The organism is Roseovarius gahaiensis, from assembly GCF_011601345.1.
Lineage (GTDB): Bacteria > Pseudomonadota > Alphaproteobacteria > Rhodobacterales > Rhodobacteraceae > Roseovarius > Roseovarius gahaiensis.
The window spans coordinates 38493-51333 of record NZ_JAAORB010000019.1 but is presented as its reverse complement, the minus strand read 5'-3'; the positions used below and the strand labels follow the sequence as shown (position 1 = coordinate 51333).

Genomic DNA, 12841 nt, shown 5'->3' with positions numbered 1-12841 from the left:
TTGATCGCCACCACCACCGGCACGCCAAAGCTTTTCAGGTTCTCGATATGGCGGCCAAGGTTCGGGCAGCCCGCCTTGACGGCCTCGACATTTTCCGCGCCCAGATCGGCCTTGGCCACGCCGCCGTTCATCTTCATCGCCCGCACCGTGGCCACGCAGACCACCACCGACGGGGCCAGACCCGCCTTGCGGCACTTGATGTTCATGAACTTCTCGGCCCCCAGATCGGCACCAAAGCCAGCCTCGGTCACCACGAAATCCGCCAGCTTCAGCGCCGTCGTCGTCGCCATCACCGAGTTGCAGCCATGCGCGATATTGGCAAACGGGCCACCATGCACAAAGGCCGGGTTGTTTTCCAGCGTCTGCACAAGGTTGGGCTGCATCGCGTCCTTCAACAGCACCGTCATCGCGCCTTCGGCCTTGATGTCGCGGCAATAAACCGGCGTGCGGTCGCGCCGATAGGCCACGATCATCGCGCCAAGACGCTCTTCGAGATCCTTCAGATTCTTGGCCAGACACAAGATCGCCATCACTTCGGAGGCCACCGTGATGTCAAACCCCGCCTCGCGCGGGAACCCGTTGGCCACACCGCCCAAGGACGCCGTGATCTGGCGCAGCGCCCGGTCGTTCATGTCCACCACACGCCGCCAGACCACCCGGCGCACGTCGATCTCTTGCTCGTTGCCCCAGTAAATGTGGTTGTCGATCATCGCGCTCAGCAGCGAATGCGCCGAGGTGATGGCGTGAAAATCGCCGGTGAAATGCAGGTTCATCTCTTCCATCGGAACAACCTGCGCATGGCCGCCCCCGGCCGCGCCGCCCTTCATCCCGAAGTTCGGCCCAAGCGAGGCCTCGCGGATGCAGATCATCGCCTTCTTGCCGATCGCGTTCAGACCATCACCCAAGCCAACCGTCGTCGTCGTCTTGCCCTCGCCCGCAGGCGTCGGGTTGATCGCCGTCACCAGCACCAGCTTGCCATTCGCGTTGCCCTGAACCGAGTTGATGAACTCTTGGCTGACCTTCGCCTTGTCATGCCCATAGGGCAGCAAATGCGCACTGGGTATCCCCAGACCCTCTCCGATCTCCATGATCGGCTTCTTCGACGCCTCACGCGCTATCTCAATGTCTGTCTTATGTGCCATGGGGTTCCCTCGTGTTGGCCGGATGGCCGTTTGTTGTCCTCTCTCGCCAATAACAACTCGGCGGCACGAAGCAGACTGCGATTCCGACATATCCGGTTCTTGATGCGTCGGCAGGTCGTCAGCCGGTTTCGGATCGGAAACAGAAACCCGCGTCATTCCCCATGCGGCAACTGAAACGTGACCGCATCAGCGGCGTTAAGTCTACCGCCCCAGTCGAAAGATGCCGTCACGTCGCGTCTTTCAGTGGTAGCCACCTTGAGGGACAGACACAGCTACCAGCGCACAATCACACCGTCAGCGTAAAGAACATGCGCCTGAACGGAAACAACACAGACCCGTCAGCGCGCACCGGATAAGCCGCATGCATGACGTCTTCGTAACGGCGGATCACTTCGGCCTTCTCGTCGGCGTTCAACGCTTCGAGGACCGGGCGGGCATAGGTGCTTTCGGTGAAACGCCGCACCGGGTGGCTGTCGGGTTCTGCAACCAACCGTTGGTAATACTCGGTCTCCCACAGGCGAAACTGGCCAAGCGGGGCAAGCAGTTCTTCGTATTTGACGGGGGCCATCACGCCGGGCGTGCCCATTTTTTCAACGCGACCGGGAAACAATTCTTCCACGAGGCTAAGCCAGACACGATGCGAGGGCGCCTTGTTTTGATGCGGCATTTGAACGGCCAAAGTGCCACCCTTGCCCAACATCCCAACCAGCCGCGGCATCAGGGTTTCGTGGTTTCCAACCCAATGCAGAGCGGCGTTTGAAAAAATCAGACCCGGCGATCGGCGCGGGTGCCAATCGCGGATATCGGCCTGTTGCAAATTGTCGTAACCGTGGGATTGGCGCGCTTTGTCCAACATGGCGGGTGAGGCATCGACGCCAACCAGCGTCCGCCCACCTGACCGCGCGCGCAACGCATCCGCCAAAGCACCGTGGCCGCAGCCCAAATCAACCACGTCGCCCGCGCCCATTTGACCAACAGCGTTCAACAGGTCCAGTCCGGGGCGCAAGCGCAAATCCCGGAACCTTGAATAGGCTCCGGGATTCCAGTCGGAAGTTACAGCCTGCCCGCTCACGCCGAAGGCTCGGGCTCCGGCCCACCATCGCCCAGACCGGGCGACGATTTGGGCTTGGTTTTCGGAATGGCCGTGACCGAGGGCTTGTCCTCTTGCTCGGGCGCGCTGCCGTCATCGTCGGATTCAGGCGGCTCGCCGCGAATGACCCGCTGGATTTCCGCCCCGGTCAGGGTTTCATATTCCAAAAGGCCCTGCGCCAGACGGTTCCATTCATCCTTTTTCTCGGTCAGGATGGAATGGGCTTTTTCGTAGGCTTCGTCGATCATACGCTTCACTTCGTCTTCGATCAGCTCTTTGGTATGTGCCGAAATCGAGAACCCGCCCGCAGCGTTGCCCATGTAACCTTCGTGGGCTTGTTCATAATCCACGTTGCCGACCTTATCGGACATGCCCCAACGCAGGACCATCGCACGGGCCAAGCCACTGGCCTGCTGGATATCACCCGCCGGGCCGTTCGAGACCTCATCGGGGCCGTATTTCATGATCTCGGCGGCCTTGCCGGCCATGGTCATGGCCAGTTTTTGTTCACACTCGGACTTGTGCCAATTCAGCCTGTCGATCTCGGGCAGGCTAACCACCATCCCAAGCGCACCACCGCGCGGAATGATCGTGGCCTTGTATACGGGATCGCATTTCGGCAGCGCCAAGCCAACGATGGCATGCCCCGCCTCATGATAGGCGGTTTTTTCCTTTTGGTCGTCGGTCAACACCATCGAGCGCCGTTCGGCCCCCATCATGACCTTGTCCTTGGCGTTCTCGAAGTCTTCCATGGTCACAAACCGCCGACCAATGCGCGCCGCCATCAGCGCGGCTTCGTTCACAAGGTTTGCCAGATCCGCGCCAGAAAATCCGGGCGTGCCACGGGCGATGATCCGCAAATCCACGTCCGGTCCAAGCGGCGTTTTACGGGCATGCACGGCCAAAATCTTTTCGCGCCCCTTGATATCAGGGTTGGGCACGGTGACCTGACGGTCAAAGCGGCCGGGACGCAGCAGCGCGGGGTCCAACACGTCTTTACGGTTGGTGGCCGCGACAATGATAACGCCCTCGTTGGCCTCAAAGCCATCCATCTCGACAAGCAACTGGTTCAGCGTCTGTTCGCGTTCATCATTGCCACCGCCATAGCCTGCGCCACGGCTGCGGCCCACGGCATCAATCTCGTCGATGAACACAATGCAGGGCGCGTTTTTCTTGGCTTGCTCAAACATGTCGCGCACACGGCTGGCGCCGACACCCACGAACATTTCAACAAAATCAGACCCCGAGATCGTGAAGAAGGGCACACCGGCCTCACCCGCGATGGCCCGGGCCAAAAGCGTTTTACCCGTGCCCGGCGGGCCCACCAAAAGCGCGCCTTTGGGGATCTTGCCACCCAAACGGCTGAACTTCTGCGGGTTGCGCAGAAATTCGACGATTTCTTCCAGTTCTTCTTTGGCTTCGTCGATGCCGGCAACATCGTCAAATGTCACACGGCCATGCTTTTCGGTCAGCATCTTGGCCTTTGACTTGCCAAAGCCCATTGCGCCGCCTTTGCCGCCGCCTTGCATCCGGTTCATGAAGTAGATCCAGACACCGATCAGCAGGACGAAGGGCAGAAGCGAGATCAAGAAAGTCTGGAATCCAGATTGTTCCTGCGGCTCGGCGTTGACTGGAACGTCAGCGTCAATCAACCGATTGGTCAGATCAGCATCTTGCGGCTTGATCGTCACATATTCTTGGCCGTCGGCACCGCGAAAGCGGACGTTTTCACCGTCAAGGGTGACTTGGCTGACACTGCCATCTTCAATCGCAGTGATAAATTCAGAATACTTGATCGACTTGCTCTGGAGCGTGTTGCCCGGGCCGCTGAACAAATTGAACAGTGCCAGTATCAACAGGAACAGCACCAGCCAGAAGGCGATATTTCTTGCGTTGCCCAAGGAAATTCTCCTCAAAGTTCGGGTAGCGTTGACCTATCACAAGGCCTACAGGTCTTAAATAGAGATCGCATCGTTATCTTCAATGCGAAACGAATGCGTCAAAGTAAGCCGTTTCGTCACGAAGCAAATGCGCCGACCAGCCATTTTCCAGCCCCGCAAGCGGCGCGGCGACCAATTTTTCGCCGTTCCACACTGCCGGGCTGGCCCATAGGGACGCCGCGGGCAAGCCTGTTTTCTGCCTGTCAGGGCATTGGCGCGCGCCTTTTTTTCCAAGGGCTGCAATGACAAGCCCGGAGTCTTGCGGCCCGGATAAACGCCAGCGCCCATCCCAAACAGACCCCGGCGCGGCGCGCTGATCTGCCACGGCCTGATACTCACGGGTGATGCGCAAATCTTGGCCCTTGTGCAGAATACGGCAGCCATGCAGCGTCTTGTCGTCCCCCTGCGCCACAGCCACAAGCAAACCCTCCATCGCACGCCCCCGCGGGCCATAGGCCGCGCCGCTGACCCATTTAAGTGATTCTTGCATCACGCGGCGTGCGATTTCAGCCGGCAAATTCAAAAAGCCCGCATGATCCAAAATCAGATCACCCGCTTCGATCCGGGCTATGTTGCGGGCGGCATCAAGGGCGTAATGATACAACGTGTCCCGAACATCGGCCAGATTTTGGGTGACTTGGCCAAACTGCGTGGCGTCAAGGCCCAACGACTCAAGCTGGGTCAGGGCTTGGCGGGCACGGACGCGTTCATATGTTTGATCTTCATTGGTGGGGTCATCCACCCATTCAACACCCCGCGCGCGCAGCATCGCACGCAGGCTTTCGCGGGTCGCGTCCAGCAATGGGCGCCAAAAGGTGACACCGTCAATGGCCCGTTTGGGGCGCATCGCGGACAAACCATCGACACCGGCCTCGCGCGCCAGACGCATCAGAAAGGTTTCGGCCTGATCCGTGGCCGTGTGCCCCAAAGCAACGTCCTGCAGATCATGCGAAACGGCCCACTGAGACAAAAGCGCATACCGCGCTTGCCGCGCCGCATCGGGCAGGTTTCCGCGCCCGGTCCAGCCTTGCCAGTGCAAAATCTCGTGAGGAACCCCCAACCCGTCGCAAAGCCGCGCCACATGGGCGGCTTCCTCCGCCGCTTCGGGGCGCAGACCATGATCGACCGTCACTGCGTGCAAGGCGGGGCCGCCGTCTTGTTGCCATTTATGCAGCAAGATCAGCAGCGCGGTTGAATCGCTGCCGCCCGACACGGCAACGCCAAGCCTTGCAGGCGGCGACGGGGAAAACCGCGCCGTGACCTGCTGGCATAACGCCAAAGCGGTTTGCGTCACAGACAGCCCAGATTTGTCATGGCAGCTTGCGCCTGCGTTGCTGCCTCATCGTCGGGAAAGCGATTACCAACCTCAGACAAGGTCACGCAGGCTTGCTCGGTTTGGCCAAGCTGGCCCAATGCAGCCCCCAGACGATACAGCGACTGCGCCGCTTCGGGACCGTTTTGATCGGTGCTGAACGTGTCCAGATAGGCGCGCGCCGCATCTTTGATCTGCCCGGCACCTTCCAATGCCTCGCCGCGCAAAAGGCCGGCACGCGCACTTAAAGGCCCACCCGGATACGACTGGCGGAATGTCGCGAACAGCGCGGCGGCCTCGGCATAGTCTTCGGCATCCAGCGCCGCTTTTGCACGTTCGAAATCTGCTTGCTCGCTGACCGCCAATTGCGGCGCGTCAGCCTCGCCCGAGCCGTCATCGGGATCAGAAAGTCCGGCGTTGCCCCCGCTGGCGGTTGTGTCGATACCGCCCAAGGTGCTGGTTTCGCCCAAGTCTGCGATATCACAGGCCTCTTCCAATTCGCATAGCCTGAACTCAAGGTCTCCGATGCGGTTTGCACCGTCTTCGGCCACGCGGTCGACCTTGTATTCAAGCTCTTCGGTTTTTGACGTCAGCCGTTGCAATTCGCTTTCGATTGCGTTCACGCGTTCGATCAGAGTGCCCCCACCCGTCAACTGGCCCGCCGCGCCTGTGGTGTTCAACTCACGCTTGAGTTTTTGCAGTTCAACAAAAAGTACCGATAATTCCTGACGGATATCAGCCAACGTTTCATCTTTCCCCTGCGCCGAAACGGCGGCGGGCAAAGCGAGGCAAACACAGATCGACGCGGCGAAAAACATACGCATTTGGGCTACTCCTGTAACACGATCAGCTACTGGGGATCGCAGCGATCACAGTGACTGCACGGCGGTTTTTGGCATAGCAAGCCTCATTGCTGCACAGCTCGATCGGGCGTTCCTTGCCGTAGGAAACCACCTTGAGCCGATTGCCAGCAACACCCTTGCTGACCAGATATTCCTGCACCGAGTTCGCACGCCGCGCGCCAAGCGCAAGGTTGTATTCGCGCGTGCCTTGTTCATCAGCATGGCCTTCGATCACGGCCTTGTAATCGGTATTGGTCAAAAGCCACTGCGCCTGACCGTCCAAGGTTTCTTGGGCCTCTGAGGTCAGATTGGACTGATCCACCTGAAACAGAACACGATCCCCGATGGTTTGCTGGAAATAGACAGGCGAGGCCGGGTCTTGGGCGGTTCCGGCCATCGCGCCGGCACCCCCGGATGAATTCAGATCAACCGTATTGGAATCGCCGAACCGGTCGGCGTTGGTGCAAGCCGCAAGCACAAGGCCCGCGCATAGAATGAAGGTTTTACTCAGATAGGTCATGTCGTGTCCCGCTCGTTTTAGGTGCCACTGTTGCACCGTTTCTACCACAGCACCGGCGCGTTTGAAATGCGCAGCGCTTATCACTCTTGCAAGGGCGACCATGACGGGTCGCTTGCGCCTGTTTTCGTTGGCACCTGCCGCAGATTGCGCCCGGTGATGTCCACCGAATACAAACTGGCGCTGCCTTGGGCCCCTTGGGTTTCACGCGTGAACATGATCACCCGGCCATTGGGCGACCATGTCGGCCCCTCATCCAGAAACGACGCTGTCAGCAAGCGTTCTTCGCTGCCGTCTGTGCGCATGACCCCGATATGGAACCGGCCCTTGGACTGCTTGGTAAACGCGATCAGATCGCCGCGCGGCGACCAGACCGGGGTGCCATAGCGACCTTGGCCGAAGCTGATACGCTGCGCCTCACCGCCCGATGCGGGCATGATATACAACTGCGGTGTGCCGGACCGGTCACTTTCAAAGACAATCTGGTCGCCATCCGGGCTAAAGCTGGGGGCTGTTTCAATCGACGGTGCGTTTGTCAGACGGGTACTGGCCCCGCTGTCGATGTCCATGCGGTACAAATCCGTATTGCCGCCGCGTGACACCGAATACACCACCGCTTGGCCATCCGGCCCGAACCGGGGCGCAAAGCTCATTTGCCCGTCCTGGCTTTCTAATACGCGCTGCTGAACCGACCCGACATTCATCACGTAGATCCGCGGAAAGCCGCTTTCGTAACTGGTGTATAAAACCCGCTTACCATCCGGCGAAAACCGCGGGGCCAGCACGATCGAGGCGCTATCGGTCAGGTAACTGACATTGGCACCATCGTAGTCCATGATCGCCAACCGTTTCGAGCGCTGATCCTTCGGGCCGCTTTCGGCCACAAAGACAACACGGCTGTCAAAATACGGCGCTTCGCCGGTGATCCGGCTATACACCTGATCCGCCACCTTATGCGCGATGCGCCGCCATCCGTCTTGCGTGCCGACCAGTTGCAGGCCGTCGCCCAATTCCTGTCCTGCGAACACATCGAACAAACGAAAGCGCACCACCAACTTGCCGCCGCTATCGACGGTGACCGCGCCCGTGATCAACGCTTGGGCATTGATCGCCTTCCAATCTGCGTATTGCACCGGGCTGGAAAAACTGGTCACCCGGCTGATGAAGGCGTCGGGCTGAATTTCACGAAACAGGCCTGTGCCGGCCAGATCGGCGGCCACGACTTCGGCGATTTTACGGCCCATTTCTGCACCTGCCGCGTTGTCCGATACAAAATCGGGCGCGGCAAACGGCAGGGGTTCGATCACGCCTTCGGTAATCTCGATCCGAAGCGGCCCGTTTTGGGCAAAAGCGGGCATAGCCCAAACAAGACAGGCCAACACGAGGCTCAGTAGTACACGCATCATTTGATCCTCATTCTCTCCGGATTGAACGTCATTTCAATATCTCGCCAGTGGTCATACTTTTCCACCGGCAGGTCGAAGCCACCGGCACCACAGCGGATAATCGCCCGTCGTGCGGCCTCGTAGGCTTGTTTGGCCGCCGCCTCGTTGCCACCGGATGCACTTAGCATACGGATAGAACTGGCGACGGGTTTGGCGTCTTCGCTCATGCTGACTGCAACAACAACGGTCGTGCGCAAGGCTTCGGAACTCAGGCTGCCTACGTTCCAGCAAGTCTGCACCCCGACGCGCAATGCATCTTTTTCTCCGGCTGTCAGCGGCGGACCCTGCGGCGCGCCCTGCCCCTCGTCACCCGATTGACCAAGGGCTTCGGCCAACGCATCGTTCACGGAGCTCTCATCGGTCTGGGGCCGCGCGGCGGGTTGGGTGTCTTCTTGCACCGCCGGGCGTTCCGGTCGGGTGCGCGGCCGGACCGAGCGGGGGGGCGCGGCATTGGCCACATCGTTTTCTTCGGCCTCGGTAACGATCTCGGTCGTGGCTTCCTCACGCGCTGTCGCCTCGGTGTCTTCCTGCACAGGCTCAGAGGTTTCGTCCGGCGCGGCCTCTTGTTGATCGACGTCGTCAATCTTCACGTCGGGGTCGGGCTGTGCCACAGGTTCGGGCGCAACACGCGGCGCGGGGCGCGGCTGTGGCCGGGGTGAGATTTCGGGCACAAGGGCCGCAGCATCCTCTTGCGGCGGGTCAAGAACTGGCGGCGCATCACTGACCTCGGTATCGGCGGGCGGCACCATATCAGGAGCTTCTGGCGCGGTGTCGGGTTCGGAACTGGCCGCGGCTTCGGGCTGTGCGCTATCAGGGGCCGCATCGGCGTTCGACGACAAATCTGGCGCGCCTTCGCCCTCGGCTGGTGGTTCGGGCGTTTCCACGTTGGCAACGGCATCCGGTGCGCGCGGCCCGTCCATCAGCGCCGCGAAGTCTTCGGATGAAATCGCGGTGACCTCGGTCACCTCGAACGGCATGGGATCAGAGTTGAACGCCCCGCCGAACACGGCCCAACCGATCAAGGCCAGATGCCCCGCCCCTGATATGATCTGTCCAAGGTTCACGTCACGCGCCTTTAGCCACCCTGATCATTCAGATCGGGGCCGCCGGTATCGGTGACCAGCCCGATATTGGCAAATCCGCCCCGGTTCAGCGCCCCCATGACCTGCATCACCTCGCTATAGGCAACCGCACCGTCAGCACGCAGATAAACGCGAGTGCTGTCCCGTTCGGACGCAATGCCACGCAAGCGGCTCACCAATTCGTCACTTGGAACCTCGGTGGTCTGGATCATGATGACACCTTCGGACGTTACGGTTACGGTCAGCGGCTCTTCCTCTTCGCCCGGCAGGGCGTTGGCGGCCGTCTTGGGCAGCTCGACAGGAACGCCCACCGTCATCAACGGCGCCGCAACCATGAAGATGATCAACAAAACCAGCATCACATCGACAAACGGCGTCACGTTGATTTCCGCCATGGGCCGCGACCGTCCCCGCCCGCGGCGGCGGCGACCGTTGTCGCCGGTTTTCTGAACGACACCCGCCCCCATGGATCAGGAATCCAACTGGCGGCTGAGGATCGTGGAAAATTCATCCGCGAACGCCTCGTAATTGGCGACGATCCGGTCTGCATCCGCGCTTAGCTTGTTGTAGAAAATCACCGCTGGAATGGCCGCCAAAAGGCCCAGACCCGTCGCCAGAAGCGCCTCGGCGATACCCGGCGCAACCACCGCAAGATTGGTGTTCTGCTGCTCGGCAATTTCGATAAAGGCGTTCATGATGCCCCACACCGTGCCAAACAGGCCGATGAACGGCGCGGTTGAGCCAACGGTGGCCAGCACCGACAACCCGCTCTGAAGGCGCTCGGATTCCTTGGCGATGGCCACATCCATTGATCGGTCGATGCGCGCGGTTGCACCGGCAATCAGCGCCCCGTCATTGCGGTGACTGCGCCGCCATTCCATCATGCCCGCGGCAAACACCCGCTCGGCTTGGCCAGACGGCTCGGGGCCGATTTCGTCGAACAGCTCATCCAGCGGATCCCCCGACCAAAACCGGCGATCGAAAATTTCGGCTTCGCGCCGGGCTTTGCGATAAGTAATCAGCTTTTGAATGATAATCGACCAAGACCAGAACGACGCCAAGACCAAAATCCACATAACCAGTTTCACGATCAGGGTGGCGCGCGCGTAAAGTCCCCACAGCGAGAAATCCATCTCCTGTGCCAATGCCAGGGTTTCTGCTTCCATAATGCCTGCTCTTTTGTTGTGTGGCCTTGTTTTTCGGCCTTATTGAGCAACAAAATACCCGATTTCAAAGGGGAAAGCCAACGGCTTGTGCATCACCGGCGGCAAAATTCCCGTGATCGGCTGCGTTTCCGGCAATTATTCGCCGCCGGTCACGCCGGACTGGTTCGATGGCGGGCTTTACGCCTAGTGAAGCATCAAGCGGATATTGGCGGGCAGGCGCGCGGGCTGCCCTGCCTCATTTATGCAAACAATGGTGACAACAGCCGAAAAAACGGTGTCTTTGCCGCGTGATACGATCTGCTCCATCACCAAGCGGGCACCGGTGACGGCCTGAACCTGTGTGTGCACCACAAGTTCGTCGTCAAATTTCGCCGATGTCAGATAATCGGCTTCGATCCGGCGCACCGCAAATGCAACCCCACCGTCTTCGCGCATGGCATTCTGGTCAATCCCCATCTGCCGCACCCAATCACTGCGTGCTCGCTCGATGAATTTCAAATAATTGGCATAATAGACGATACCAGCCATATCGGTATCTTCATAATAGACGCGAATATCAAAGCGGTGCGCGCCGTTCGAAGCCCTGTCTGCCACCGTGATCCTCCTGATTTACAGCGTGCCCCGCATGTCCCGGAAAAGCAGAGCGTCACGCGTCATTCAATCACGGCTCTGTCATGGTTTGAACCGGAAAACAGCAAGGCCGCCGCGTCTGGCGTTACATAGTGTCGGGGGGCAACAGCGGGTAATCTGCCAGCTTGTCATGAATGGCGCCATCTTCGCGCAAAATCGAGCGATACAAGGCGAAGCCCTCAACCGCAAAGGCCGGCATCGACAGATCACCATGCGTCTCAAGGAACAGGCCAAGCCGATCAAGGTCCTGCACCGGCATCTCCTTTCGGAAGCGCGCCAAAGTGACGTGCGGGCGAAACCGTTCCCGGCGCAGGTCAATATCCGCGGCAAGCGCGGCGCTGCGCACCTTGTCCCGCAACGCGACCAGTGGCGCGGATTTTTCAACACCCGCGAACACCAGTTTCGGCGCGCGCCGGTCAAACACATCCACACTTGCAATGCGCAGATCAAAGCCCGGCAACTGAATGTCTGCCAACGCCTGATGCAACGCCGTGGCCGTCGGTGCATCCTGCTCATCCAGAAACGCCAAGGTTACATGCAAGTTGTCCACGGGCACATTTCGTCCCACGCCCAAATCCCCCTGAAGCTGCGCCAACTGGTCCTGCACAGCTTCGGGCAAGTCTATGGCCACGAACAATCGCATCAGCGGATCAGTTCAATCTGTTCCACAGCAACGCCATGTGACGATCAACGATCTGATCGTAACGGCCACTTGCGCGCAGGGCTGCCAGCCCGGAATTCACACGATAAATCACGGTCGTGCCACGCCAGTGCACCTTGGGCACGGCGATCTGTAGCGTTTGCTGCGCCAGGGGTTTTCCGAACGCTTTGACCTGCTTGTTCAATCCCATCGCCGCGATCGTCGACGATCCTGTCAGCGCGTTTAAGGCCACGGCATCCACCTGCTCCTCCATCAACATCTCAAAACAGGCCTCGGGGCGTTCGGGGGTTTCAAGCTCGATCGTGTCATCGCTTGGCCACGGTTGGCCGTTTTGATCGGCATCCTGCGCGTCATGCCCGGCAGGCTGACACAGGCGCAGACCCGCCAGATCAGCCGTGGAGTCAAAGCTGAAATTGGCATCGGCACGAGCAAACAGCAAGAGCGGCACCATGACAACAGGGTCCGAGAAATGGAACCGAGCGCATATTGCAGGGGCTGGATCGCTTGAACATTCGGGCCGCGCCATGGCCACAGCCATATCCAATTCACGGCCCGCCAGCATCTGAGGATCAAGCCCATAAGCCTTGTCTTGCCATGCGATCGCATGCGTCAAAGGGGCCACGCTTTCGGACAGGGCGGCGGCCAACAGATCATTGAACATCCCCTGCGCGGGCCATGTGCGGCTGACAAGCGGCGCCACACCATCCGGGGCCAGCAGCATCAAACCGGTGTCTTGCAAAGGCTGTGCCGCCGGTCCGGCGGTATTTGGGGCCATACAGGGGATAAAAACCTGATCACCTTGTGCAAAAGGCTCGGCCTGACCCTGTGCCAAATCGGGGTTCGCAGCCGTGACCCATGTCCAACGTGCGGGATCGGCATAGTGACGTTGCGCGACATGGCTTGGTGTCTCGCCGTCCTGCGCGGTGTACGTCACGTCGCAGACAGATTGCGCCGCCGCCGGGCCGGCCATGCAAGACATCAGGAATGACACAACAAACCATCTGTGTCTCATGT

Annotated in this window: 13 protein-coding genes; all 13 read right to left on the bottom strand. The window is 59.9% G+C overall.

The window, feature by feature from the left end; all coding sequences use genetic code 11:
• A partial coding sequence (locus HAT86_RS10450) for a formate--tetrahydrofolate ligase (protein WP_167196957.1) occupies positions 1-1142 on the bottom strand: 1142 nt, incomplete at its 3' end.
• 286 nt (positions 1143-1428) lie between these two features.
• Positions 1429-2148: a methyltransferase domain-containing protein gene (locus HAT86_RS10445; RefSeq protein WP_269204312.1), complete on the bottom strand. Its 720-nt coding sequence runs from the start codon at positions 2146-2148 to the stop codon at positions 1429-1431.
• Positions 2149-2210: 62 nt separating this feature from the next.
• The gene (gene ftsH, locus HAT86_RS10440) at positions 2211-4133 is read right to left on the bottom strand and encodes an ATP-dependent zinc metalloprotease FtsH (RefSeq protein WP_167196954.1); all 1923 of its coding nucleotides are present in this window, start codon (positions 4131-4133) and stop codon (positions 2211-2213) included.
• A gap of 79 nt (positions 4134-4212) precedes the next feature.
• Positions 4213-5466, bottom strand: a complete 1254-nt coding sequence (gene tilS / locus HAT86_RS10435) for a tRNA lysidine(34) synthetase TilS (protein WP_331272536.1) — start codon at positions 5464-5466, stop codon at positions 4213-4215.
• Positions 5463-6308, bottom strand: a complete 846-nt coding sequence (ybgF, locus tag HAT86_RS10430; protein WP_167196951.1) for a tol-pal system protein YbgF — start codon at positions 6306-6308, stop codon at positions 5463-5465. The genes tilS and ybgF overlap by 4 nt, the downstream gene beginning before the upstream one ends.
• A 22-nt stretch (positions 6309-6330) precedes the next feature.
• Positions 6331-6846, bottom strand: coding sequence for a peptidoglycan-associated lipoprotein Pal (gene pal / locus HAT86_RS10425; RefSeq protein ID WP_167196948.1), 516 nt, complete (start codon positions 6844-6846; stop codon positions 6331-6333).
• A gap of 80 nt (positions 6847-6926) precedes the next feature.
• Entirely contained in the window at positions 6927-8249 is a 1323-nt protein-coding gene (gene tolB / locus HAT86_RS10420) for a Tol-Pal system beta propeller repeat protein TolB (RefSeq protein WP_167196945.1), read from the bottom strand.
• Positions 8246-9352: a prolipoprotein diacylglyceryl transferase gene (locus HAT86_RS10415; RefSeq protein WP_167196942.1), complete on the bottom strand. Its 1107-nt coding sequence runs from the start codon at positions 9350-9352 to the stop codon at positions 8246-8248. Before HAT86_RS10415 ends, tolB begins: the two co-directional genes overlap by 4 nt.
• A gap of 11 nt (positions 9353-9363) precedes the next feature.
• Positions 9364-9837, bottom strand: a complete 474-nt coding sequence (gene tolR / locus HAT86_RS10410; RefSeq protein WP_167196939.1) for a protein TolR — start codon at positions 9835-9837, stop codon at positions 9364-9366.
• Between the two features lie 3 nt (positions 9838-9840).
• Positions 9841-10536 carry a protein TolQ gene (tolQ, locus tag HAT86_RS10405; RefSeq protein WP_167196935.1) on the bottom strand — a complete coding sequence of 232 codons (696 nt, stop codon included), beginning with the start codon at positions 10534-10536 and terminating at the stop codon, positions 9841-9843.
• 183 nt (positions 10537-10719) lie between these two features.
• Complete coding sequence (ybgC, locus tag HAT86_RS10400; protein ID WP_331272535.1) at positions 10720-11130, bottom strand: tol-pal system-associated acyl-CoA thioesterase; 411 nt, start codon at positions 11128-11130, stop codon at positions 10720-10722.
• Positions 11131-11251: 121 nt separating this feature from the next.
• A complete protein-coding gene (gene thpR, locus HAT86_RS10395; protein WP_167196932.1) occupies positions 11252-11809 on the bottom strand; it encodes an RNA 2',3'-cyclic phosphodiesterase in 558 nt (185 codons plus the stop codon).
• Positions 11810-11816: 7 nt separating this feature from the next.
• Positions 11817-12839, bottom strand: coding sequence for a type 2 periplasmic-binding domain-containing protein (locus HAT86_RS10390; RefSeq protein WP_167196927.1), 1023 nt, complete (start codon positions 12837-12839; stop codon positions 11817-11819).
• Between the last annotated feature and the right edge of the window lie 2 nt (positions 12840-12841).